At 61.1% G+C, this 23,941-nt stretch carries 27 protein-coding genes and 1 tRNA gene; 3 read left to right on the top strand and 25 right to left on the bottom strand.

What is annotated here, in order from left to right; translation table 11 throughout:
* The 15 genes from moaC to AC1DLT_RS17625 all read right to left on the bottom strand — a co-directional run bounded on the left by moaC (position 1) and on the right by AC1DLT_RS17625 (position 14,181).
* Entirely contained in the window at positions 1-480 is a 480-nt protein-coding gene (gene moaC, locus AC1DLT_RS17695; RefSeq protein WP_477483539.1) for a cyclic pyranopterin monophosphate synthase MoaC, read from the bottom strand.
* Positions 480-1,295 carry an indole-3-glycerol phosphate synthase TrpC gene (gene trpC, locus AC1DLT_RS17690; protein WP_477487577.1) on the bottom strand — a complete coding sequence of 272 codons (816 nt, stop codon included), beginning with the start codon at positions 1,293-1,295 and terminating at the stop codon, positions 480-482. The genes moaC and trpC overlap by 1 nt, the downstream gene beginning before the upstream one ends.
* Positions 1,296-1,299: 4 nt before the next feature.
* On the bottom strand, positions 1,300-2,316 hold the full coding sequence (gene trpD / locus AC1DLT_RS17685; protein WP_477487576.1) for an anthranilate phosphoribosyltransferase: 1,017 nt from the start codon (positions 2,314-2,316) through the stop codon (positions 1,300-1,302).
* A 19-nt stretch (positions 2,317-2,335) separates the two neighbouring features.
* On the bottom strand, positions 2,336-4,219 hold the full coding sequence (locus tag AC1DLT_RS17680) for a peptidylprolyl isomerase (protein ID WP_477483536.1): 1,884 nt from the start codon (positions 4,217-4,219) through the stop codon (positions 2,336-2,338).
* Between the two features lie 118 nt (positions 4,220-4,337).
* Positions 4,338-5,255, bottom strand: coding sequence for a DUF72 domain-containing protein (locus AC1DLT_RS17675; protein WP_477487705.1), 918 nt, complete (start codon positions 5,253-5,255; stop codon positions 4,338-4,340).
* A gap of 66 nt (positions 5,256-5,321) precedes the next feature.
* A complete protein-coding gene (locus AC1DLT_RS17670; RefSeq protein ID WP_038543032.1) occupies positions 5,322-5,669 on the bottom strand; it encodes a DMT family protein in 348 nt (115 codons plus the stop codon).
* A gap of 200 nt (positions 5,670-5,869) precedes the next feature.
* Complete coding sequence (locus AC1DLT_RS17665) at positions 5,870-6,028, bottom strand: hypothetical protein (RefSeq protein WP_167551672.1); 159 nt, start codon at positions 6,026-6,028, stop codon at positions 5,870-5,872.
* A gap of 256 nt (positions 6,029-6,284) precedes the next feature.
* Positions 6,285-7,106, bottom strand: a complete 822-nt coding sequence (locus AC1DLT_RS17660; RefSeq protein WP_477487575.1) for an MBL fold metallo-hydrolase — start codon at positions 7,104-7,106, stop codon at positions 6,285-6,287.
* A 3-nt stretch (positions 7,107-7,109) separates the two neighbouring features.
* Positions 7,110-7,892: a TatD family hydrolase gene (locus tag AC1DLT_RS17655; protein ID WP_038543024.1), complete on the bottom strand. Its 783-nt coding sequence runs from the start codon at positions 7,890-7,892 to the stop codon at positions 7,110-7,112.
* A 10-nt stretch (positions 7,893-7,902) separates the two neighbouring features.
* Positions 7,903-9,456 (bottom strand): methionine--tRNA ligase, encoded by a 1,554-nt coding sequence (gene metG, locus AC1DLT_RS17650; protein WP_477487574.1) that lies wholly within the window; start codon positions 9,454-9,456, stop codon positions 7,903-7,905.
* A 106-nt stretch (positions 9,457-9,562) separates the two neighbouring features.
* A complete protein-coding gene (locus AC1DLT_RS17645; RefSeq protein WP_477487573.1) occupies positions 9,563-10,591 on the bottom strand; it encodes a DNA polymerase III subunit delta' in 1,029 nt (342 codons plus the stop codon).
* Complete coding sequence (tmk, locus tag AC1DLT_RS17640; RefSeq protein ID WP_304655747.1) at positions 10,588-11,286, bottom strand: dTMP kinase; 699 nt, start codon at positions 11,284-11,286, stop codon at positions 10,588-10,590. Before tmk ends, AC1DLT_RS17645 begins: the two co-directional genes overlap by 4 nt.
* Positions 11,287-11,335: 49 nt before the next feature.
* A complete protein-coding gene (locus tag AC1DLT_RS17635) occupies positions 11,336-12,502 on the bottom strand; it encodes a D-alanyl-D-alanine carboxypeptidase family protein (RefSeq protein WP_477487572.1) in 1,167 nt (388 codons plus the stop codon).
* Between the two features lie 67 nt (positions 12,503-12,569).
* Positions 12,570-13,625, bottom strand: a complete 1,056-nt coding sequence (locus AC1DLT_RS17630) for a septal ring lytic transglycosylase RlpA family protein (RefSeq protein WP_477487571.1) — start codon at positions 13,623-13,625, stop codon at positions 12,570-12,572.
* 256 nt (positions 13,626-13,881) lie between these two features.
* Positions 13,882-14,181 carry a DUF6894 family protein gene (locus AC1DLT_RS17625; protein WP_477487570.1) on the bottom strand — a complete coding sequence of 100 codons (300 nt, stop codon included), beginning with the start codon at positions 14,179-14,181 and terminating at the stop codon, positions 13,882-13,884.
* A 93-nt stretch (positions 14,182-14,274) separates the two neighbouring features.
* On the opposite strand from AC1DLT_RS17625, the gene AC1DLT_RS17620 reads away from it, so the two are divergent.
* Complete coding sequence (locus AC1DLT_RS17620; RefSeq protein WP_477487569.1) at positions 14,275-14,994, top strand: Crp/Fnr family transcriptional regulator; 720 nt, start codon at positions 14,275-14,277, stop codon at positions 14,992-14,994.
* Positions 14,995-15,165: 171 nt separating this feature from the next.
* Here AC1DLT_RS17620 and AC1DLT_RS17615 read toward each other — a convergent pair whose 3' ends face one another.
* On the bottom strand, positions 15,166-15,450 hold the full coding sequence (locus AC1DLT_RS17615; RefSeq protein WP_477487568.1) for a hypothetical protein: 285 nt from the start codon (positions 15,448-15,450) through the stop codon (positions 15,166-15,168).
* A gap of 61 nt (positions 15,451-15,511) precedes the next feature.
* A tRNA-Ser gene (locus tag AC1DLT_RS17610) sits at positions 15,512-15,601 on the bottom strand.
* Positions 15,602-15,958: 357 nt separating this feature from the next.
* Here AC1DLT_RS17610 and AC1DLT_RS17605 point away from each other — a divergent pair.
* Positions 15,959-16,462, top strand: coding sequence for a hypothetical protein (locus AC1DLT_RS17605; protein ID WP_477487567.1), 504 nt, complete (start codon positions 15,959-15,961; stop codon positions 16,460-16,462).
* Between the two features lie 65 nt (positions 16,463-16,527).
* Here AC1DLT_RS17605 and AC1DLT_RS17600 read toward each other — a convergent pair whose 3' ends face one another.
* The 3 genes from AC1DLT_RS17600 to AC1DLT_RS17590 all read right to left on the bottom strand — a co-directional run bounded on the left by AC1DLT_RS17600 (position 16,528) and on the right by AC1DLT_RS17590 (position 18,983).
* Positions 16,528-17,007 carry an N-acetyltransferase family protein gene (locus AC1DLT_RS17600; RefSeq protein WP_477487566.1) on the bottom strand — a complete coding sequence of 160 codons (480 nt, stop codon included), beginning with the start codon at positions 17,005-17,007 and terminating at the stop codon, positions 16,528-16,530.
* A 73-nt stretch (positions 17,008-17,080) separates the two neighbouring features.
* Entirely contained in the window at positions 17,081-17,698 is a 618-nt protein-coding gene (locus AC1DLT_RS17595) for a J domain-containing protein (RefSeq protein WP_038586878.1), read from the bottom strand.
* Between the two features lie 130 nt (positions 17,699-17,828).
* A complete protein-coding gene (locus tag AC1DLT_RS17590) occupies positions 17,829-18,983 on the bottom strand; it encodes an MFS transporter (RefSeq protein WP_477487565.1) in 1,155 nt (384 codons plus the stop codon).
* A gap of 283 nt (positions 18,984-19,266) precedes the next feature.
* On the opposite strand from AC1DLT_RS17590, the gene AC1DLT_RS17585 reads away from it, so the two are divergent.
* Positions 19,267-19,692 carry a DUF4864 domain-containing protein gene (locus AC1DLT_RS17585; RefSeq protein ID WP_477487564.1) on the top strand — a complete coding sequence of 142 codons (426 nt, stop codon included), beginning with the start codon at positions 19,267-19,269 and terminating at the stop codon, positions 19,690-19,692.
* 11 nt (positions 19,693-19,703) lie between these two features.
* Here AC1DLT_RS17585 and tgt read toward each other — a convergent pair whose 3' ends face one another.
* The 5 genes from tgt to coaD form a co-directional block, all read right to left on the bottom strand.
* Positions 19,704-20,834, bottom strand: coding sequence for a tRNA guanosine(34) transglycosylase Tgt (gene tgt / locus AC1DLT_RS17580; RefSeq protein ID WP_477487563.1), 1,131 nt, complete (start codon positions 20,832-20,834; stop codon positions 19,704-19,706).
* A complete protein-coding gene (gene queA, locus AC1DLT_RS17575; protein WP_477487562.1) occupies positions 20,831-21,916 on the bottom strand; it encodes a tRNA preQ1(34) S-adenosylmethionine ribosyltransferase-isomerase QueA in 1,086 nt (361 codons plus the stop codon). The genes tgt and queA overlap by 4 nt, the downstream gene beginning before the upstream one ends.
* Positions 21,917-21,981: 65 nt before the next feature.
* Positions 21,982-22,491 carry a peptidylprolyl isomerase gene (locus tag AC1DLT_RS17570; RefSeq protein ID WP_038543001.1) on the bottom strand — a complete coding sequence of 170 codons (510 nt, stop codon included), beginning with the start codon at positions 22,489-22,491 and terminating at the stop codon, positions 21,982-21,984.
* 78 nt (positions 22,492-22,569) lie between these two features.
* Entirely contained in the window at positions 22,570-23,142 is a 573-nt protein-coding gene (locus AC1DLT_RS17565) for a peptidylprolyl isomerase (RefSeq protein ID WP_477487561.1), read from the bottom strand.
* Positions 23,143-23,169: 27 nt separating this feature from the next.
* Positions 23,170-23,664, bottom strand: a complete 495-nt coding sequence (gene coaD / locus AC1DLT_RS17560) for a pantetheine-phosphate adenylyltransferase (RefSeq protein ID WP_038542997.1) — start codon at positions 23,662-23,664, stop codon at positions 23,170-23,172.
* Between the last annotated feature and the right edge of the window lie 277 nt (positions 23,665-23,941).

Raw genomic sequence — 23,941 nt, 5'->3', positions numbered from 1 at the left:
TCAGTCCTCTGCGCGATAGGTTCCGGATTTGCCGCCGGTCTTTTCGAGAAGGCGGATGCCGCCGATCTCCATGGCCCGGTCGACGGCCTTGGCCATGTCGTAGATCGTCAGGCAGGCGACCGAGGCGGCCGTCAGCGCTTCCATCTCGACGCCGGTCTTGCCGGTGAGTTTCGCGGTTGCGGTCACCCGGAGGCCCGGAAGCTGCTCGTCCTCGGTGATGTCCACGACCACCTTGGTCAGCATCAGCGGATGGCAGAGCGGGATAAGATCCGAAGTCTTCTTGGCGGCCATGATGCCGGCGAGCCGAGCGGTGCCAATCACATCGCCCTTCTTGGCATTGCCCTTCCGGATCGTTGCCAGCGTTTCCGGCAGCATGCGGATATAACCTTCGGCGGTCGCCGAGCGGCTGGTTTCGGCCTTGTCGCCGACATCGACCATATGCGCCTCGCCGGACGCGCCGATATGGGTGAGGCCCGTCATTATTCCGCCGCCTGGGCCGCAGCCTCGCCGGTTAAAAGAAGGCGGGTAGCAGCGGCCACGTCGTCCTTGCGCATCAGGCTTTCGCCGACGAGGAAGGTGTTGATGCCGACCTTTTTCAGGCGCTGGCAGTCCTCATGGGTGAAGATGCCGCTTTCGCCGACGAGCAGCCTGTCGGCCGGCACCATCGGCGCCAGCCGCTCGCTCGTTTCGAGGTTGAGTTCGAAAGTGCGCAGATTGCGGTTGTTGATGCCGATCAGCGGAGAGGGGAGTTTCAGCGCCCGCTCCGTTTCCTCTTCGTCATGCACCTCGATCAGCGCATCCATACCGAGTTCAGCGGCAACATCGTAAAGCTCGCGCGCCTCGTCGTCGGAAAGCGATGCCATGATCAGCAGGATGCAATCGGCACCCCAGGCCCGCGCCTCGTGGATCTGGTAGGTCTCGAACATAAAATCCTTGCGCAGCGCCGGCAGCGAACAGGCGTTGCGGGCGGCGGTCAAGAATTCCGGCGCGCCCTGGAAGCTCGGCGCATCGGTGAGGACGGAGAGGCAAGTGGCGCCACCGGCTTCGTAAGCGGCGGCAAGCGACGGCGGATCGAAATCCGGGCGGATCAGGCCCTTCGACGGGCTTGCCTTCTTGATCTCGGCGATCAGGCCGAAGGCACCGGTATCCTGCCTAGCCCTCAACGCGCGATGAAAACCGCGCGGGGAAGGCTGGTCCGCAGCGCGGGCCTTCAGCTCCGCAAGCGGTACGCTCGCCTTGGCAGCAGCGATTTCCTCGCGTTTATAGGCTTCGATCTTCTTGAGGATGTCCGTCATGACCTCAATCCTTTTCGTTCGAGACGGCAACCAGACGGTCGAGCGCTGCCGCCGCCTCGCCGCTCTCCAGCGAACGGGTGGCAAGCCTCATGCCGTCGGCGATCGTTTCCGCCTTGCCGGCAACGATCAGCGAGGCGGCCGCATTGCAGAGCGAAATATCGCGATACGCATTCTTCGCACCGCCGAGCACGGCGCGCAATGCCGCCGCGTTGTGGACGCCATCGCCGCCCTTGAGCTCGTCCAGCGTTGCAGGCTGAACCCCGAAATCCATCGGCGTCAGCTCGAAGGAGCGGATCTTACCGTCTTCCAGCGCCGTCACCTGGGTAATGCCCGTGGTGGTGATCTCGTCCATGCCGTCGCCGTGGACGATCCAGACGGTCTCCGAACCGAGATCGCGCAGGACTTCGGCGATCGGACCGAGCCATTTTGGCGCGAAGACGCCGAGGAGTTGGCGCTTGGCGCCGGCCGGGTTGGAAAGCGGGCCGAGCAGGTTGAAGATCGTGCGGGTGCCGAGCTCGACGCGGCTCGGGCCGACATGGCGCATGGCCGCGTGATGCATGGAAGCGAACATGAAGCCGATGCTGGCTTCCCGGATGCAGCGGGAGATCTGGTCGGGACCGATCTCCAGGTTGACGCCCAGAACGCCAAGCGTATCGGCCGTGCCGGATTTCGAACTCAGCGCCCGGTTGCCGTGCTTGGCGACCGGGACGCCGCAGCCGGCGACGATCAGGGAGGCAAGCGTGGAGATGTTGTAGGTGCCGAGGCCGTCGCCGCCGGTGCCGACGATATCGATGGCGTCAGCGGGGCCGGAGACGGGCAGCATCTTCGATCGCATTGTTTCGACCGCGCCGGTGATCTCGGCAACAGTCTCGCCACGAACGCGCAGCGCCATCAGGAAGCCGCCGATCTGCGACGGCGTCGCCTCGCCGGACATCAGGATGTCGAAAGCGCCTCGCGCCTCTTCGTGACTGAGGCTCTCGCCATTGGCAACCTTGGCAAGCAGGGGTTTCAGCTCAGGCATGGTCGGCCGTCCCTCTGTTTCACTGGAGCATGGCCCGGTCGACCACGGTCTGGTTGACGGACACGCCGTAGCTGGTCTTCAGACTGTTGACCATCTGATCGAGCATGTCGTCACCGGCAGCGTTCGCCATCTGCTGCAGCTGCTGGTCGCCGGAGAGCGCATCCGTCGTCGCCTGGTCGACGGCGGCGACCTTCATCAGAAGGCGGCTTTCGCCATCGGAGCCGAGCGCGGTCGCGGTGGTGTTGACCGGGCCGGCGAAGGCTGCCGAAATCGCCTCGTTGCCGAAGATCGCATCCTCGGCGCCGCGGCGCAGGCCCTGCTTGTTTTCGACCGCAACACCGAGTTCGGTGGCGATGGCTGCCAGCGTCTCGCCCTTGTCGAGGCGGCCCTTGAGCTCGGTCGCGCGGGCGGCAAGCGCCTGGCGCTGCTGTTCGGCGGTCCAGTCGGCAACGGCCTTGTCGCGCACATCGGCGAGGGGGCGGTCCCGCTCGGGCACGATATTGCGCACCTCGAACCAGACGTAACCATCATTGCCGAGGTTTACCGGAATGGTGTCAGCGCCCGGTTCGGTGCGGAAAACGTCTCCAAGCAGCGTGTTCGAAGCGGGAAGCTCGGTGATCCGCTGCTCCTTTTCGTTGCGGCCGGAGGCATCCGACGTCACGGTGACAGCCTTGAGGTTGAGCGCCTTGGCGGTATCCTCCAGCGAGGTGCCGCCGCTGCGCATATCCTCGAAACGGTCGTGGACGCTCAAGACTTCCTGGGACGCGGAAGAGACGGCAAGCCGCTTGCGGATCTCCTCCTTGACTTCGTCGAACGATCGCGTCGTCTCCGGGCGGATATTGGTGACGCGCAGGATGACCGGGCCGAAGGTGCCGGCGATGACAGCCGTCGTTCCGCCGCTGGCAGTGATCTTGAAGGCCGGATCGGCAAAGGCCGGATCAGGCACGTTCTCCTTGGTGAAATCACCGAGCAGAACGTCCGCCGCGGTCTTGCCCTGATCCTTGATGATCTGGTCGAAAGTGGCGGTACCGTCCTTCAGCTGTGCCGCTGCGGCCTGCGCCATTTCCTTGTTGGGGAAGGGGAGCTGCTCGATGGTGCGGGTTTCGTGCGTCTTGTAGCTATCCTTGCGCTTTTCGTATTCGGCGCGCGCTGCTTCGTCAGTCACCGAAGATGCATCGGCAATATCGCCCGGCTGCAGCTTCACATAGGCAAAGGTGCGGTATTCAGGTGCGCGGTAACGGGTCTTCACGCCTTCGAACCAGGCAGAAAGCACATCGTTCGCCGGCGCCTTCACAGGGTCGATATTGGCATTGGAGAGCAGGACATAATCGATCGAGCGGGTCTCGTCACGATAGCTCTTCAAAGCATCGACCAGCACTTTCGGCGGCTGGAAGCCATCCGAAACCGCCTCGACGATCTGGCTGCGCACCGCAACCTTGCTGCGCTCCTTGATGTAATCGTCTTCGCGGATGCCGGCATTGCGCAGGCGCGAGGTGAAGAGATTGCGGTCGAACTGGCCGTTGACGCCCTTGAAGGCCGGGTCTTCGGCGATCAGTTTGGCGAGGCGGTCTTCCGACAGGCCGAGGTTCATGTCACGGGAAAGCTGATCGAGTGCGGCACCAGCCGCGAGCTGTGTGAACACCTCGTTCTGGACGCCGAAAGCGCGAGCCTGCTCGGCGGTCAGCTGCGTGCCGAACTGGCGGCTGAGATTGGCGATCTGGCGCTGATAGGCGAGGCGGAATTCCTGGCTCGAAATCTGCTGGTCACCGACGGTCATCACCGTATTGCCGCTCGCCGTCACCAGGGAGTGCGAAACGCCCCAGATAGCGAAAGACGCAACCAGAAGCAGGAGAAGCGACTTGGCGACCCAGGAGCGGGCGGCGTTTCTGAGGGAATCAAGCATCGATCAACATACCTTGCGAACAGTCCTGCCGCCCGGAAAAGGCGGATTGAAGGACTGTCTCTAAATCAAACCGAGATGGAAATGAAGGCATGCTGACGGAAAAGCGAAAACCTCCCGTTCAGGCGCGTCTGGCGGTCTTCACACTCGCCGCAATCGGACCCGCATTCAGCCGGTTGGCCAAGGCCTGCGCGTCCCGCGGCGCGCGCACTTTCACGTCGTTGTCGAAGTAGACATAGACATCCAGCCCGTGCGCCCGCGGCGGGGAGGGTGGCCCCACGCGCTCCCCGTCCTTCGGGTCGCGACCCTTGGCCCATTGGCGAATGAGCTGCGCCCACCGGTCGAGGGCCTTGTCGTCATATCCGCTGACGTAAAGTTGTTCGGAGCCATGCAGGCGGCAATAGACGAAATCGGCAGTGAGATCCATCAGGAGAGGCCATTCGACCGTATCTGCGACGACCAGGCCGACCTTGTAGCGACGCAGCAGGTCGACGAACTCCGGCGAGCGGAAGCTGTCGTGACGGATTTCCAACGCGTGGCGAATCGGCCGGTTCGCATCCGTTTCGACATAGGAGCGCCCATCGAGACGCGCGTCGTGCCGCCGGGCGAGCGCGACGGCATCCTCCGTGCTCTTCGGCAACAGCTTCAGAAAGGGCTCGAAACGTTCCGCATCGAATTTCATCCGCGGGGGAAACTGCCAGAGAATGGGTCCGAGCTTCTTGCCGAGGCGCAGGACGCCGGACGCCAGGAAATTGGCAAGCGGCGTCTCGATGTCGGTGAGGCGGCGCATATGGGTTATGTAGCGCGAACCTTTGATTGCGAAGACGAAGTCGTCGGGCGTTGCATCATGCCAGGCGGCAAAGCTCTGCGGACGTTGAAGTCCGTAGAAGGTGCCGTTGATCTCGATCGAGCGGAAATGCTCGGCGGCGTAGGTCAGCTCTCGCTTCTGCGGCAGGCCTTCAGGATAAAAAACGCCGCGCCAGGGCTTGTAGGTCCAGCCCGAAATGCCAATCCGGATATCGCCCGACTGCTTCTTCATCGCATCACCTGACGTCGTCATGGTGATCCGAACCCATCTGTGGTGCGCGGGTTCCCGACGTCTGCGCTATTTCGTGAAGATGAAGAAGGATCCGAGCGCGATGAACCCGAAGCCGACGATCTGCTTCCAGTGAATAGGCTCGCCAAGATAAAGTACCGAGAAAATCACGAAGACAGAGAGCGTGATGATCTCCTGGATGGTCTTCAGCTGCGCTGCATTGAAGTAACCGTAGCCGATGCGGTTGGCTGGCACCTGGGCGCAATATTCAAAGAAGGCTATGCCCCAGCTCACCATGATGACGAGATAAAGCGGCTTGCTCTCGAATTTCAGGTGTCCATACCACGCGAAGGTCATGAAGACGTTCGACAGAATCAGAAGACCGATCGTGAGGAAGGGCGTGGCGCTTGCGAACATGATGGGAGAATCCGTTGGAAGTGGCCGATGCCATACGGCAACCGGGTTCGTCTGCCAAACACAAGACTTCGTGAAGTAAGGTGCAGCCCGGGCATGCGAGCCTGCTCAGGCGGAAGGCGGATGACGAGATGGCAGCACTTTTCGGGACGTCCTGGCGCAAGAGGCCTTCATGGCCCGGCATTCGAACGGCGCGGCAAGATTTAGTGAAAGGTTTCGGGACGGACTTCGTCTTCGAGAATGCGGAAGGCCTCGTAGAGCGCTTCGACCAGGATATCGGTCAGCTTGTCGGCGTCGTTGTCCTGAAGGAACAGCGCAAGAGACTGTTCAGACGGCTGGTGGGTATTGGCTTCGTTCGACATATCATTGTCCTCAATCTGAACCGGAATCATTCCGGGTGAGGTCGACGGTAGGGACGCTGGCTTGCACCAAGCTTGACGACTTGTGCCAACGACCAAGACAAGCCGCCGGGCATCTTCAGCGGGAGGGAACGGGAATACGCTGATAACGTTCCCCGACCATATGCGAAGATCGCATAAGATAGATTATGGAACTAACCGAATTGCAAAGAAGCCCGGCAGACCTGGGGTTCTTGGTCACTCCATAACCCCGCAGCGATCAGAGATCGACGGCAACTTCGAACGTCAGGCCGTCATAGGCCGGTTCGACATGTGGCGGCGTTTCCGCCATTACCGTATCGTAGTCGAGCGGAAGATGCATGTGCGTCAGGATAGCGTGCTTCGGCGCAAATTTCGCGATCCATTCGAGCGCCTGTTCCAGCGACAGATGGCTCGGGTGATATCGGTACTGCAGCGTATCGATGATGAGCGTATCAAGCCCGCCGAGCCTCGGAACGCTTGCAGGCGGAAAGTCGCTCACGTCGCTGCAATAGCCCACGTCACCGATCCGGAAACCCAGCGAATGGATGTCGCCATGCACCTGCAGATGCGGCAGGAAACGGATCTGTCCGCCGGGTCCGTCGATGACGATCGGCTCCTCAAGGGTGTCGATCAGGAACGGCCGCACGATCGGCGGATAGTTGCCGCCCGCCGGGGTTTCGAGGCAATAGCCAAAACCCTGGCGAATCCGTTCCATGGTGAATGCATCGGCATAGATCGGGATGCGATGATGCTGCAGGATGAAATAACCGCGCAGGTCGTCGATGCCGTGCAGATGATCCGCATGGGCGTGGGTATAGAGAACCGCATCGACCCGCTGCACCTTGGCGGCGATCATCTGTTCGCGAAAATCGGGGCCGGTATCGACCACCACCACCGTGCTGCCGCCATCAGGCCCGATCTGCTCGACCATGAAGGCGGCACGCGTGCGGCGGTTCTTCGGGTTGTTAGGATCGCAGGCGCCCCAGTCGCCATTCAGCCGCGRTACGCCCGGCGACGACGAGCAGCCAAGAATGGTGAAGCGTCGCCGATACCTCGCCACAGGTCAGAGCCTCGGCATCTTGGAGAAGATACGGAACGCGTTCTGCGTGGTAACCTCAGCGATTTCCTCGTAGCTGACGCCCATGCATTCGGCCAGCACTTCGGCCGTGTTGACCACGTAGGACGGCTCGTTGCGCTTGCCGCGCCAGCGTTTTGGCGCCAGGTACGGCGCATCGGTCTCGACCAGCAAACGGTCGAGCGGCACGGTTCTGGCGATCGCGCGCAGGTCTTCCGATTTCGGAAATGTCAGGATGCCGGAGAAGGATACGTAGCCGCCGAGTTCAACGCCGATGCGGGCGAGGTCGGCGCCCGACGAGAAGCAATGCAGGATGAAAGGGAAGGCCCCCTTCCCGCTTTCCGCCGTCAGGATCTCGGCCATGTCCTCGTCGGCGCTGCGGCTGTGGATGACCAACGGCAGGCCGGTTTCCCGGGCGGCCGCGATATGGCGGATCAGCCCGGTCTTCTGGTCTGCCGGCGTCTGCGTGTCGTAGAAATAGTCGAGCCCAGCCTCGCCGATCGCGACGATCTTCTGATGCGCATTGGCGAGCCGCACCAGGTCTTCGGTCTGGATGTCCAGTTCCTCGCCGGCGTTGTTCGGATGCGTGCCGACCGAGCAGAAGACCGACGGATACCGCTCGGTCAGTGCCAGCAGTCCGTCGAGTTTTCGAACCCGCGTCGAGATCGTCACCATCTGGCCGACGCCGGCCTCGTGGGCGCGCGACACGATTGCATCGCGCTCCTCGGCGAAATCGGCAAAATCCAGGTGGCAATGCGTATCGATCAGCATGGATAAGACCCTATGCGCTCGCTTCCGGCGCGACATAACGCGGGAAGACAGGCGTCGGCGCTTCGAGCGGCGTGCCGGGCTTCAGGCGACCGGCTTCGCCGAGCGCCGCAAAATCCCGTTTATCGATCGGAGACGCCACAAGATCGAGCAGCTTGGCCGACGAGTCCGGCATGAAAGGCTGCAGCAGAACGGCGATCTGGCGCACGACTTCCGCCGTCACGTAGAGCACCGTGCCCATGCGGGCCGGATCGGTCTTTTTCAGCACCCACGGCGCCTGCGCCGCGAAATAACGGTCGGTGTCGGAAACGATACCGATGATCGCCGCAAGAGCGCGGTTGATCAGCTGCTTGTCCATTTCCTCGCGGCAGACGGCAATCAGGCCGTCGGCAGCGGCAAGCAGTTGCTTGTCGGCGTCGGTGAGTTCGCCCGGTTCCGGAACATGGCCGTCGCAGTTCTTGACGATCATCGACAGCGAGCGGCTTGCAAGATTGCCGATGCCGTTGGCCAGATCCGCATTGACCCGGGTGGCGATCAGCTGATCGTTGCAATTGCCGTCCTGGCCGAAGGAAATCTCGCGGCAGAGATAATAACGCACGTAGTCGAGCCCGAACTTCTCCAGAAGCTCGAATGGGTCGACGACATTGCCGACCGACTTCGACATTTTCTCGCCGGCATTCAGCACGAAGCCGTGGGCAAAGACGCGCTTCGGCAGCGGCAGCCTGGCCGACATCAGGAAGGCCGGCCAATAGACCGCATGGAAGCGGATGATGTCCTTGCCGATGATATGCGCGTCCGCCGGCCAGTATTTGGCGCGCGGGCCGTTCGGGTCTTCCATATAGCCGGTGGCGGTGATGTAGTTGGTCAGGGCATCGACCCAGACATACATGACATGCGCCGGATCATTGGGTACCTTGATACCCCAATCGAACGTGGTGCGCGATACCGACAGGTCCCGCAGGCCGGATTTCACGAAGGAGATCACCTCGTTGCGGCGCTCGTTGGGGCCGATGAAATCCGGGTTTTCCTCGTAGTGCTTCAGCAGCTTATCGCCGTATTCGGAGAGCTTGAAGAAGTAGCTGGACTCCTCAACCCACTCCACCGGGGTTCCCTGCGGCCCGTAGCGCACGCCATCGCGCACCGACGTTTCGTCCTCGGCATAGAACGCTTCGTCGCGCACCGAATACCAGCCGGCATAGGTATCCTTGTAGATGTCGCCACTATCGGCCATGCGGTTCCAGATGTTCCTGGAGGCCTCGTGGTGACGCTGCTCGGTGGTGCGGATGAAATCGTCGTTGGACGCGTTGAGCAGCTTGCCCATCGCCCGGAATTCACCGGAATTGCGCTCGGCCAGCGCTTCCGGCGAAATGCCTTCGGCGCGCGCCGTCTGCTGCATCTTCTGGCCGTGTTCGTCCGTGCCGGTCAGGAAAAAAACATCCTTGCCGTCCAGGCGCTGGAAGCGCGCCATGGCATCCGTCGCGATCAACTCATAGGCATGGCCGATATGCGGCTTGCCGTTCGGGTAAGAAATCGCAGTGGTGATGTAATAGGGCGTCTTATCGGACATCGGGGGCACTCGGGCACTTGGATTTGGATCATGCCGCTCTTAGCGCATGTTTCGCTGATGCGAAACACAAAGTTCCTTATGCGGCTCCCGCCCCTGCCCTTAAAGTTCAGCGTCGCGCTGCTTCGAGGATCGACAGGATCGTCTGCTTGCGGTCCAGATTATAGGCCTGCGCGATGGTGATCTTCTCAGTCATGTCGCTGACCAGTTTTGCCTGCCGGTCGGCCGTTGGTAGATCGCCGGCAAGGGCTGCGTTGCGCGCTTTGTCGATCAGGTGGTCGCCCAGGTGCTCCAGGAAAAAGCCGAAGATCACTTCGCTGTCCTTGCCGGACAGCACATCCGCGAGCCGGTGCATCGCCTTGCGGGCTGTCGGACCGTCGGCTGCGACCACCTCCTCGAAGGCGGAGATGATCTCGGTGCCGCCGTAGTTCAGGAGTTTCAGCGCCTGGGAAACGCTGCCCTTGGACTTGGCCAGCACCATCTCTTCCACCTTGCCGCCGTCGAGCGGCGTACCCAGACCCGCGAGCGCCTTTGCAAGGTCTCTGTCACCGAGCGGCGACAGCCTCAGCGATTGGCATCGCGACCGGATCGTCGGCAGCAATTTCCCGGGCGCATGCGAGAGGACCAGGAAAAGCGCCCGGCGCGGCGGTTCCTCGAGGATCTTCAGAATGGCGTTCGCCGCATTGCGGTTCAGATCGTCGGCCGGATCGATGATGACGATGCGCCAATTGCCGGTGCCTGACGTCTGCGAGAAGAAATGCCCGGCCCGACGCACCTCGTCGACCGTGATCGCCGTTTTCGTCTTGCCGGTCTTCTCGTCCACCGGGCGGGCGAGATGCAGGAGGTTGTGCGAGGCGCCGGAGGCGATCTGCCGGCTGACCGACGAATTGAGATCGGGATCGGTGAGATGCTCGGGCGCAGTCGCGGGATCGGGATGCGAAAGCACGTGGTTGGCAAAACGGAAAGCGAGCGTCGCCTTGCCTACGCCTTCCGGTCCTTCGATCAGGATCGCATGGTGACCCTTCCCCGAACGATAGCTGCGGGCCAGAAAATCCTCGGCGGTCTGGTGGCCATAAAGATGCGGATTGCGCGCCGGCGGCACGGCGCCTTCCAGAATACCGGCGGTTTCCTCGCTCATCCGACCGATTCCGCACTGCTCTTCTGGGTAAAGCTCAGTTCCCGCACCAAGGGCTCGACGATCGCGAAAATCTCGTCGGCGATCTCGTCTTCGGAGCGCTCGGCGTCGACCACATGGCAGCGTTCCGGTTCCGCCTCGGCGATTTCGAGATAGGCCTCGCGGCGTTTTTCGTGGGTTTCGATCTCTTCGCGCTCGAAACGATCGGGCGCGCTGTCGGCTCCGCGCTTGCGGGCACGTTTCAGGCCGACTTCGGCCGGCAGATCGAGGATCAGCGTGCAATCCGGCACCACGCCGTTGATCGCCACCCGCTGCAGCGCCTCGATATAGTCAGGCTCCAGATTGCCGGTGACGCCCTGGTAGACACGCGAGGAATCGATGAACCGGTCGCAGAGCACGACCGCGCCGCTTTCAAGCGCCGGGCGGATCACCTCTTCGACATGATCGTTACGGGCCGCGGCAAACAGGATCGCCTCCATCCGCACGCCGAACTCTTCCGCCGCACCCGAAAGCAGAACATGGCGCACGGCTTCCGCGCCCGGCGAGCCGCCAGGCTCCCGCGTCATCAGCACATCATGGCCGCGGCGGCGCAACTGATCCGCCAGCCGGCGAATCTGGGTGGATTTGCCAGCCCCCTCGCCGCCTTCGAAAGTTACGAACAATCCGGAATGTTCTGCCACGCGTCTTTCCGCACTCATTTTTTGTCAGCTTATAACGCATAAGGGTGCGCTGCGAAACATCGTGTTGTCAAAGCCAGAAGAACATCAGCTCGAGCAATGCATCCGTCGCCTGGCTGACGAGGCTGCCCGTTCCGACCGGTTTGGCGGTTACCAGCGGCACTTCCCGCACCACCCGGTCGCCTACAGAAATCCTCAGCACGCCGACATCCTGGCCTTCGGTTACCGGAGCCCGCAATGGCCACCGATAGACGATTCGCCCGGACAGGCGGTCGGGATTATTGGCGGGCAGGTAGATATCGACTGGTTCCTTGGCGACGAGATCCACATGACCCGTCGTGCCGCCGTAAACGCTCGCCTGGCCGATCACCTCGCCCTGTTTGAACAGGACTTTGGTCTCGAACGAGGAAAGCCCCCATTCGAGCACCCTTTTCGCTTCTTCCAGCCGCTCCTTGTCGCTTGCAAGCCCACCCATGGCGAGGAACAGCCGCGTGCCGTTGCGGGCCACAGACGCCACCAGGGCATAACCCGAACCTTCGGCAAAACCGGCGCCCAGGCCGTCAACGCCGATATTGAGTGAAAAAAGCGGGTTCTTGTTGCGCTGGAAGATCTTGTTCCAGGTGAAATCTGGCTGCGCGTAGATCGGATAGAATTCCGGATATTCGCGGAAGATATGGCGAGAGAGTTCGACGAGGTCACGCGCGGTCGTGCGGCTCTCCGTGTCCGGCAGACCGGTGGAATTGCCGAAGACCGACCGGCCGAGACCCAGATCCTTGGCGCGCGCCGTCATCCGGGCTGCAAATTCGCGTTCGGAATGGGAAATGCCCTCTGCCAGCACGATGCAGGCATCGTTGCCATTCTGGACGACGACGCCTTTGACGAGGTCTTCGACGCGAATCTGCGATTTCAGCGCCGCGAACATGGTCGTGGTGCCCGAGGGCGCGCCGCCGGTGCGCCAGGCAAATTCAGAAACCGGATAGGTCGTGTCGCGGCTGATCTCCCCGCGCTTCAACGCACTGAAGACCACTTCCATGGTCATCAGCTTGGCAAGCGACGCCGGGGGAAAACCCTGGTTTTCGTTGGAGGCGAGCAGCACCGTGCCGGTCTTTGCCTCGACCATATAGATCTGCTTCGCCTTGGTCACGAAGGCGGGCGGTGGTTCCTGCGCGTCGACGGTTTGCGAAAGCAAGCCGGCTTGCAGCAATACTAGGCAAAGAAGAATCAGCAGGCGCCGCATGATCACCCCACGAACCGTTCCGCCCCATGCGTAGCAGCGGCGATTGCACCCGGCAATCGCCCTTGCGTCAGCGCGCGGGCTTTTGAGCGGCCTTGGGGCCTTCCAGCACCATGTTGCCGAACATGACCTGCGGAGTTTTAGCCTGGGGCGCCGATGCGTAGGCGGATTCTAGGCTCCGCCCCTGCGGGGGCCTTGCCTGAGCTTCGAGCGGATAGGAAGACGCAACCTGCCGGGTCTGCGCGGCGGCAACGCCGCCGACAACCGGCCGCTCGATCGGGTGGGGACCGACCTGCGGCAATGTCGAGAAATTCTCGAAAGCCTCGAAGGCCTCTGGCGCGGCGGATACCGGCGCCGGGCCACTCGGCGTCCGGCCGGCCAGCGCCATCGGACGCGGTATGGCCGAGCCGTAGCTCTGGAGCTGGTCGCCCAGCGTCTGGTTCGACGCGACCATGACGCCCGTGGCGATCTGGCCTTCCGGCCGGATCGACGGCAGGCGATCGCCCTTGCGGATGTAGGACGCCATCAGGAACGGCATGTCCTTTCCGTCCATGCGGGCGCGGCCCACATATTGCACGTTCACATGCGCCGTGCCGATCCGCTTCATGTCGAGCAACTCGGCCGTCTTGTCGGAGACGTCGATGATGCGGCCAGGATGATACGGGCCACGGTCATTGACCCGGACGATGACCGAGGTGCCGTTGTCGATATTGGTCACACGAGCATAACTCGGCAGCGGAAAGGTCGGATGCGCGGCAGACAGGTGGTCGCTATCGTAAACTTCGCCATTGGCAGTCAGGCGACCGTGAAACGCCGAGCCGTACCAGGAGGCGAGACCGCTCCTGTTGTAATTCGGATCTTCCTTCGGAACGTAAGTCTGGCCCTTCACCTCATAGGGCTGGCCGACCATGAACCGGCCGCCACCCTTCGGCACGGGCCGGCCGTCGCCGACTACGCGCGGGCTCGCCTTTACGCCATATTCCTTTTCGGAGAAATACTCTTTGCTGCGGGGTTTCGACTTCGGTGCCTCGGTCGTGGCGCAGGATGCCATCCCCGCGCAGACCATCGTTATCCCGAGCCATTTCGCACCCAGCGAAAGCTTGCCGCCACTCAAACCCAAACTCATCCGTCCCATGCCGCCTTCACTGCAATACGCCGCAAACGGTCCTCGTAACCGCGCCACTTTTCACAGCCATTGAACCGATCCGAGACATACCCCTATGCCGCGGACTTAATGGAAATGAACTTTTGCCGGCAACGTGGCGAAAATGCGAGTGAAATGGGACACATAGATAAAATTCTATTCAATATGGTTAATGATGCGTAAATAAAGACCGCTTTAAAAGCCAAGTACACACCCGAATAACTTCGAGGTTACATAGTCAGAGTTCCGGTTCATCATGCCAGCGCGTCTGGAACGATAGACGCCCGGTAAACACCGGCTGCCCATGTTCGTTACGGACTTCGATGGAGATCGCGCCCTTCCCCCGCTCGGGGAACTCCTCGCGGGCGATGTCCGACAAGATCCGGCTGACCTCCCGGCTGATCTCCTCGCGGGTCGATATTTCCTGACCCTCATTGTCACGCACAGGTCCGTCACCGTTGATCAAATCGAAGAAGTACCGCGCCATGCGTTGCTCACTGCCTTGAGTATTTATCGTCCGAATTTCCTTTGCGGGCATTTGTTCCCGTCCAGGGGTCAGTCTTTCCGATGGATCTATATAGCCTCCTCATCCGTTCTTTACCTCGATATTGATGCGCCGCCGAGGATAACCGTGATCGACTCTCTACTTCTCAACCTCGAACAACACGACGTTCTTACCGATGAAGAGCGCAACATTCTCAGGCGCATCGTCGGCCGTGAGCGGCGTTTTCTGGCGGGAGAGGATTTCGTCGCGGAGGGATCGAGGCCCGGCTACAGCAGCCTGCTCGTCGACGGGTTCGCTGCCCGATACAAACTGACGGAGGAAGGCACGCGGCAGATCACGGCAATCCACGTCGCCGGGGATTTCGTCGACCTGCATGCCTTCCTGCTGAAAACCATGGACCACGGCGTCGTCGCGCTTTCCCCATGCCATGTCAGCCTTTGCGACCATTCAGACCTGAAGCAGGTGACGGAACAGCATCCGCACCTGACCCGGATGTTATGGCTCGATACGCTGATCCACGGCTCGATCCACCGCGCCTGGATCGTCGCCATGGGGCGGCGCTCCAAAGTTTCGCACCTCGCCCACATTCTTTGCGAACTCTATGTCCGGCTGGACGTGGTCCGCCGCACCAACGGCTGGACCTTTCATCTCCCGCTCTCGCAAGGCGAGATGGCCGATGTCCTGGGATTGTCGCTCGTCCACATGAACCGCGTCATCCAAACGCTGAGAAGAGAACGCCTGATCTCCTGGTCCAACCAGACGATCACTATTCTCGACTGGCAACGGTTGCAAGAGGTGGCGGAATTCGATCCGACCTACCTGAGCTTGTCCGTGGAGCCGCGGTGAGAGGGAGGGTTCGGCAATCGGATGTGCTCCCAGGCTGCGGCTAGGCTGATCCTGCACCAGTTCCAAAGCATGTCATAGACGAAGAGCATTAGGTGTCAACATGAGAACCGCCGCAGGGACTACCGGCAGAATCGCGCCGATCTATAGGAATTTCTCACTGGTCACTAAGCGTCAGTAACGCGAGCCGGAATGTCCGTAGCGACCGCTGGAACTCGGCATCCCATTGAAATAAGGGGATGTACGATCGTGGCTGTAGCTGTCGGTCCCCGTCGTCCCTGAATATGGGTTAGCGTTCCCCTTGAACGAGTAGTTATCGGTGACCGTGCCGTTGCTCCTGCTCTGGTAGTGGGGCGCGACATACGTGCCGCTTCTATTGAAATAGCCGTCAACTGAGCCGGCAAAGGTCGCCGAGCCGCCCAGCATCGAAAACGCGATCAAACAAATAATGTATTTCATGTCCCTCTCCCCAAGGTTGATCGCGCATATGCGCACACGTTCCCGGTGGAGTCGAGACAAATGGCGGAAGAGGTGGGATTCGAACCCACGGTACGGTTTCCCGCACGCCGGTTTTCAAGACCGGTTCCTTAAACCACTCGGACACTCTTCCATCCGATTGAAAAGGCTGACAAATCCACTTTTTGTTGATTTCTCAAAAACGGCAATTGCTACCGACTTGCTACCCAATCACTCGATGACTGGCTTTTTAGCAGCTTTGATCGCAGCGTCAACTTGCTCGGCCGTATTCGCCTGCATGCCCGGCGTCACATGCGAATGAAGGTCCAGTGTAATCCCGATTGTCAAGTGACCTCTGCCTCTTCGAGATCAGCAGCGCCAAGCCGGACGGGTTTCTCGCCTCGTGTTGCTCCTTACGAGCATTCGATAGGTTTCTGAGTAGAGATACAACAGGGAGTTGACTTCCATGCAAGTGGCTTGCAAGCATTGCTTCGAAGCACAGGGGGTAGCTATGCGTGCATTTTGGGTTGCTGTGGGCCTCGTTGCGGCCTCGGCGGGTGTCGTAGACGCCGGTTTTCAGGCTTGGACCGTCGATTTAGAGGACGATCCTTTTTCCAAAGGTACGCGCGTGACGGTAGATTTCATGTCGTCACTTCGTTCTGGGGTATTGTTCATCTGCGATAGCGCGGAATCCGGCTTATTGATCCGAGCTATTCCAGGATTTGCTCACGAACCAATCCTCAAGGGTATTGTCCCAAAGATCGAAATCGCAATAGACGGCAAATTGCTATTTGGTCAGGATGGGGAAACTGGTGCGGTCGGGGACAATTTGGCCGTTTCTCAAACGATGCTTTCGCCAGACAACGCAAAAACCTTCGCCACGGCATTCTCCGCGGCTGCCAAACAGATCGCAATCAAGGACGGCATTTCAGATCGACCGCACCTACTGGCCGCGCGTGGCTCGACGAAAGCTGGAAAAGCTCTGGTCGCGTGCATGGATCGTCAAAAACCGTAGTGGCGACTTCCCCGTGCGCTGGCTTTATAACGGTCACGCGTCCAGCGTCAACCTCGCCTGCCCCATCAGCCCTCGGCAAAGCTCTTCAGAGTCTCGCCCGAAAGCCGATAGCGGATCCACTCTTTCATCGGCTCTGCGCCGATCGCCTCGTAGACCCGGATCGCCGGCGCGTTCCAGTCGAGCACGCTCCATTCGAACCGGCCGCAATCGTTCTCGATGGCGATCCGCGCCAGCCGCTTCAGCATCGCCTTGCCGGCGCCGAGCCCGCGCGCCTTCGGCGTCACATACAGGTCTTCAAGATAAAGCCCGTTCTTCGCCTGCCAGGTCGAATAGCTGAAGAACCAGATGGCCATGCCGATGGGAACGCCGTCCTGCTCGCAGACCAGCGCATGGGTCACCGATCCGGTGCCGAAGATGGAGTTCCCGATCGTCTCGGAGGTCGCCGCGACCTCGTGCTCGGCTTTTTCGTAGATCGCCAGCTCGCGAATGAAACCGAGCAATGTCGCCGCATCCTCGCGGACGGCCTCACGTATGGTCAACGCCATCGAAAACCCTTTGGATTGAATGGGCTGAAGCTATGTCTTGAAGCTATATTGGGTGTCAAGACCGGCTGTACGCCTACTCCGCCGCGGTCTTGATCTCGATCACCTCGACCTCGTAGGAATAGCCATCCAGCATGCCATAGGCCTGCTCGATGTTGCCAATCTCGGTCTCGGCCTTGCCGATCGCGTCGTCGATCGCCACGCAGCGGGATTTCAGCATGCGCCCCAAGACGTCCGTATTAGGCTTGCGGCCGATGCGATCGATATGGTTGCGGATGCGGGCGCGATGACGCTCCATCTCCAGAATATGGAAGCGGGCGTTGACGATCTTGTCGGTCAGCTTGCGGCGCATGGCGGCGACAGGATCAAAACTGCCCGGCTCGCGCTCGTCGAGGATGATCTCGTTGACCAGCGTTTCGAGAATCATCAGCCCCTGCAGATCCTTGGTATCGGCGAGTTCCGGGTCGTAACCGGTGTCGTCGTAGACCTTGCGACGAACGGGATCGGAAAGAAGTTCATAGGATGCCGTCAGTTTTCCGAACGCATCGACGTCGCCGCCGGCGTCCGGATGAACCGTTTTTGCGCGTTTGCGATAGGCCGACTTGATGGCAACGCCATCCGCCTCCCGCGAAACACCAAGCATCTCATAAGGGTCGATCACAGTGTCACCTGTTTTCGGCAAATCCGATTTCATTGTCTAACGGCTAAGGCCAGTGGTCTCAACCCCTCGCCCACTGTTATGGCCAATTATGGGCAGGGTCATGCCCCTGCCAGCCTTTCCCACAGGCTAGTCCGATCGGGCCCACGGGCGGATCCGATGGGGGCTATGTCCGCCGGCGCGGCCAGGACAGGCGGCGGCCTTCGGCGACGGGCGCCATCAGGAAGCTGACCAGCACGCAAGGCAGCAATACCAGGAAGGTCGCGACAAGGCTGACATGCTCGGCGATGAAGCCGAGCAGTGGCGGCACGCCGATCGTCGACAGCATCAGCGTCAGCGACAGCGCCGCAAGGTTTTCCGAGGGCCTGCCCTTGCCGAGCGCGATCGTCGTCGAGACCGCCAGCGGAAAAGCCAGCGCCACGCCGCAACCGATCAGAAAAAGTGCGGCGCCGGCAAGCGTCAGGCTCGGCATCGCCACAAGGAGTACAATCCCAAGAGCAACGGAAACGGCCGAGGCCCGCACCAGGATCATGGGGCCGAAACTATCCCGCAGCATGTCGCCGGAAAGCCGCGTCAACCCCATACCGACGGTAAAGGCAGCATAAAGCACGCCGGCAATCGCCGGGTCGGCCTTCAGCTGTTCGCGCAGAAAAAAGATACCCCAGTCATAAATCGCGCCCTCGACGATGCAGAGGCCGAAAACCATGACGCAGATCAGCACGATCGTCCTGTCGGGAAGCACGTAGGCAGATCCCTTGCGATCGGGCGGCGTCTCCGGTGCCGGGTCGTTGGGGGTAACCCAGAAGACGAACAAACAGGCGGCGATGACGAAACCGGTGGCGAGCGTCTGCTGCACAAAGGGCGTCACCGCCTTTTCGGCCAGGAAGCCCGAACAAAGAGAGCCGGCCAGCAGGCCGACCGACCAGAAACCATGGCTGCGGGACAGTACCTTCCGGCCCGTCCGCTGCTCTATGCCGGCGGAAATCATGTTGGCCGCCACGTCGAAAATGGTGCGGAAAAAACCGAACAGAAAGAAACAGATCACGAACCCGGCGACCGGAAGGATTGTCAGCGCCGGCGTCAGCAGGGCGCAGATCGGCAAGGTGACGAGCGCCGTCAGCCGCGGTGTCAGACGGTCGTTGATGCGGCCGGCCAGTGGCAACGCCAGAAAGGTACCGACAGGCGCGCTCAGCAGGGCCAGACCGAGGCCGGCCTTGTCGATTCCCAGCGACGCCTGGATAGCCGGCAACCGCGTGAACAGCGAAATGAAGAGGATGGCATTGCTGAAATAAAGCAGCGCCGGCGGTAAAAGATTTTTCATCGAAATGCATGTCCGGGCGAATCAAATTTCCCGCTGCATTCCTGACAGCGTCGGTGGATACCGACAAGCGGCGATAACGGGACGCTGCCGTGCGCCACCCACAGGCGGAATATCACGAAAACGTGCGGATAACGGCAGGGGCCGCTTCGACACGTCATCATTCTGTAATCATTCGGATTCGTTTGCTTTCCAGAAAGGCGTTGCGCGAAAATTTTGCAGGCGCCATCTTCTCCTTGCGCCTAAAGGCGCTAGCCTTCTGGTGCTCGCCCTTGGAGAAAGCCCGATGCTGGTTCGATATGTTGCCGTCGTTCTGTGTTTCGCTCTCTGTTCCTTTACCGCCGTCAAAGCCGAGGATCCGGTCGCCAATGCCCAGGCGGTGATTTCCAGCCAGATCGCCGCGCTGATGCACGACGACGCGGAAAAGGCCTATTCCTTCGCCTCGCCCGGGATCCGCAGTCTCTATCCCAACAAGGACCGGTTCCTGGATATGGTGCGGAAAACCTACGAACCGGTCTACCACGCCGGCAACTATGCCTTCGGCCGCTCGAAGATGATCGGCGGCGGCGAAGTGGTGCTGCAGGAAGTGATGATCAGCGCCAGGGAAGGCAAGGACTGGACGGCCATCTACGAAATGCGGCTGATGGACGACGGGTCCTACAAGGTCAACGGCGTGCGGATGATCCGCAACACCGCCAGCCAGGGTATCTGACGCCCGTTTGATCAGACGCGATCGATATCGCCCTTCGCCCACATTTCCTGGGTTTCGGCATAGAAATCGGCGAACCGGCCCTCGACGATCGCCTGGCGGATACCCTTCATCAGGTCCTGATAATAGTTCAGGTTGTTCCAGGAGAGCAGCATGCCGCCAAGCGCTTCGTCGGCTCGCACGAGATGATGCAGGTAGGCGCGGGAATAATCGCGGGCGGCCGGGCAGCTCGATTCCTCGTCCAGCGGCCGCATGTCCTCCGCATGGCGGGCGTTGCGGATATTGACCTTGCCGCGACGGGTGAAGGCAAGCCCGTGGCGGCCCGAACGGGTCGGCATCACGCAATCGAACATGTCGATGCCCCGCGCCACCGATTTCAGCATGTCGTCCGGCGTGCCGACGCCCATCAGGTAACGCGGCTTTTCGAACGGCAGAACGGGAAGCGTGGTTTCGAGCATCTTCAGCATGACGTCCTGCGGCTCGCCGACCGCGAGCCCGCCGACCGCATAGCCCTTGAGATCGAGCTGTTTCAGGCCTTCGGCAGAGCGAATGCGAAGCTCAGGCTGGTCGCCGCCCTGGACGATGCCGAACATCGCCTTGCCCGGTTGATCGCCGAAAGCGACGCGGCAACGCTCGGCCCAGCGCAGCGACAGTTCCATCGCCCGCTCGATTTCCTTCGGCTCAGCCGGCAGCGCTACGCATTCGTCGAGCTGCATCTGGATGTCGGAGCCGAGCAGCCCCTGGATTTCGATCGAACGCTCCGGCGACATGTGGTGCAGGCTACCGTCCACATGGCTCTTGAACGTGACGCCCTTCTCGTCGAGCTTTCGAAGGCCCGACAGCGACATGACCTGGAAACCGCCGCTATCGGTGAGGATCGGATGTTTCCAGCGGATCAGTTCATGCAGGCCGCCCAGCCGGGCGACGCGCTCCGCACCCGGGCGCAGCATCAGATGGTAGGTATTGCCGAGGATGATGTCGGCGCCGGTATCGCGCACCTGGTCGAGGTACATGGCCTTGACGGTGCCGACCGTGCCGACCGGCATGAAGGCCGGGGTGCGGATCGTGCCGCGCGGCATGGTGATTTCGCCAAGCCGCGCGCCGCCATCGGTGGCCTTGAGATTGAACTGGAAAGTCTCGGTCATCGGTTGTCCCGGAAAAGAAGGCTGGAATCGCCATAGGAGTAAAAGCGGTAACCGGTTTCGATCGCATGGGCGTAGGCCGCACGCATCGTCTCCAGACCGCAGAAGGCCGAAACGAGCATGAACAGCGTCGATCGCGGCAGGTGGAAATTGGTCATCAGCATATCGGCCGCCTTGAACCGGTAACCGGGCGTGATGAAAATGCCGGTCGCGCCGCGCCAGGGCTTTATCGTGCCATCATCGGCGGCAGCGCTCTCGATCAGCCGCAGCGACGTGGTGCCGACGCAGACAATGCGGCCGCCGGCGCGTTTCACCGCATTCAGCCGCGCCGCAGTCTCGGCGCTGACATGGCCGATCTCCTGATGCATCTTGTGCTCAGTCGTGTCGTCGGCCTTGACCGGCAGGAAGGTTCCTGCCCCGACGTGCAGCGTCACGAAATGCCGTTCGATACCGGCGGCATCGAGGTTCGAGAAAAGCTCCGGCGTGAAATGCAGGCCCGCCGTCGGGGCCGCGACGGCACCTTCCTCGCGGGCGTAGATGGTCTGGTAGTCCTTTTGGTCCTGTGCGTCTTCCGGGCGCTTGGCGGCGATATAGGGCGGCAGCGGAATGTGCCCGACCGCCATGATTGCTTCGTCGAGTGCCGGGCCGGAAAGATCGAAGCGCAGGGTGACTTCACCGCCCTCGCCCTTGTCTTCCACGGTTGCGGCAAGCGAACCGATCAGGCAGGCATTGCCGCCATGTCCGAATTCGATCCGGTCACCGATCTTGATGCGTTTTCCCGGCTTGGCGAAGGCCTTCCAGCGATCGGGGGCGACGCGCATGTGCAGCGTCGCGGAAACCTGCTGGCCGCCCGCTCCTTCGCGATGACGGATGCCTTCCAGCTGCGCCGGTATGACCTTGGTGTCGTTGAAGACCAGCGCGTCGCCCGGTCTCAGAAAACCCGGCAGATCGAACACGCGGTGATCGGCAAGCACCGGTTCGTTCTGCGGCCGGACAACAAGCAGCCGGGCGCTGTCGCGCGGGCTCGCGGGCCTGAGTGCGATATTTTCTTCCGGGAGATCGAAGTCGAAGAGATCGACGCGCATGGATTTTCCAAAAAAGCGAAGCCCGCCCCGCCGGCAGACGGAGCGGGCAATTTATTCCGTCGAGATCAGACGTCGGCGGCGACGCGAACAGACACGATCGAGTCGGGATCCTTGACCGGCTCGCCCTTCTTGATCTGGTCGATGAAGTCCATGCCTTCGATGACCTGACCCCAGACGGTGTACTGCTTGTTCAGCCACGGTGCATCGGTGAAGCAGATGAAGAACTGCGAATTGGCCGAGTTCGGGCTCTGCGAACGGGCCATGGAGCAGGTGCCGCGGACATGCGGAACGGCGGAGAATTCAGCCTTCAGGTCCGGCTTTTCCGAGCCGCCCATGCCGGCACGGGCCGGGTTGAAGCTCTCGGAACCCTGCTTGCCGAACTTCACGTCACCCGTCTGGGCCATGAAATCGGGAATGACGCGGTGGAAAACGACGCCGTCATAGGCATTTTCGCGGGCAAGTTCCTTGATGCGGGCAACGTGGCCCGGYGCCAGATCCGGAAGCAACGAAATGACAACCTTGCCCTTGGTGGTTTCCACAATGAGGGTGTTTTCCGGATCCTTGATCTCGGCCATGTGCTTTCTCCTTAATTCGGCGCCCGATTGTCGTCCGCGACGGGGCGCCCTTCGTTTAGTTCTTCGCCTTTTGGGCGCTTACTTCTTGCCGACAGTGACCTTGATCATCTTGTCGGGATCGGTGACTTCGCCGTTGCCGCCCTGGCCGCGCTTGATCTTGTCGACGAATTCCATGCCCGACACGACCTTGCCGATTGCCGTGTACTGGCCGTCCAGGCTCGGATATTTGGTGAACATGATGAAGAATTGCGAGTTCGCGGAATTCGGATCCTGCGAGCGCGCCATGCCGACGATGCCGCGCTCGAACGGTACCTTCGAGAATTCGGCCGGAATGTTGGGCATTTCAGAACCGCCCATGCCGGCGCGGGCCGGGTTGAAGCTTTTGCCGCCCTGCTTGCCGAACTGCACGTCGCCCGTCTGGGCCATGAAGCCGTTGATGACGCGGTGGAAGACGACGTTGTCGTATTCGCCCTTGGCGGCGAGCGCCTTGATCTGCGCAACATGTTTCGGTGCGACTTCCGGCATCAGCTGGATCACCACCGGGCCATCCTTCAGCTGGATGGTCAGGAAATCATCGGGCGCGGCGAGAGCCGGCAGGACCATCGAAGCGAGGGCGAAAGCGCCGGCAACGGCAAGACGAAGCAGTCTCATGGGAAGAACTCCGGGGTTCGGAAACGATCAGCGTTTCAGCTTGTTGTTCAGGGCCTTGAGGACCGCGGCAGGCACGAAGGCGCTGACGTCGCCGCCCATGGCTGCGATCTGCCGGACCAATGTGGCCGTAATGGGCCGCGAGGCGGTGCCGGCCGGCAAGAAAACAGTCTGGATATCCGGCGCCATCTGCCGGTTCATGCCAGCCATCTGCATTTCATAATCGAGATCGGTGCCATCGCGCAGGCCTCGGATCAGAAGCCCAGCGCCGTTGGCGCGGGCGGCGTCAACCACCAGCTTGTCGAATGAAACGACCGAAACATGGCCCGCCCTGTCCGGCAGCGCCTCTGCAAGCGACGCCCTGATGAGTTCGGCCCGCTCCTCGAAGGTGAACATCGGCACCTTGCCCGGATGAATGCCGATCGCGACGATCACCGTGTCCGCGACATTCAGCGCCTGGACAAGCACGTCCAGATGGCCGTGTGTCATCGGATCGAAAGAACCGGGATAAAAAGCAGTTGTCATGCCGAGGTCCGGGCCTGTTTCAGCGAAATTTTGACGCCTTTTGTCACGGAAGCCGCTCTACCGCAAGCATCTCGCAATTCTGAACGAAAGATGAATGGCCCGTTCAAGGGCGTTTCAGCGGCCCTGTGGTCTTATGACGATCGTGGCGGGTGAAAGACCCGTCCGTATCTCGGGAGAAACGACGACAAATGCTGGCTTTGATGGTGATGGGAGCGGTGGTTCTCGCTTTTGCACTGGAGGCTTTCGTTGTCGCCTTCGGATCGGAAGAAGCCTGAAA

Source organism: Neorhizobium sp. 05N33 (genome assembly GCF_056397445.1).
The sequence above is the reverse complement of the archived record's forward strand: the minus strand, read 5'-3'. Positions and strand labels throughout refer to the sequence as shown.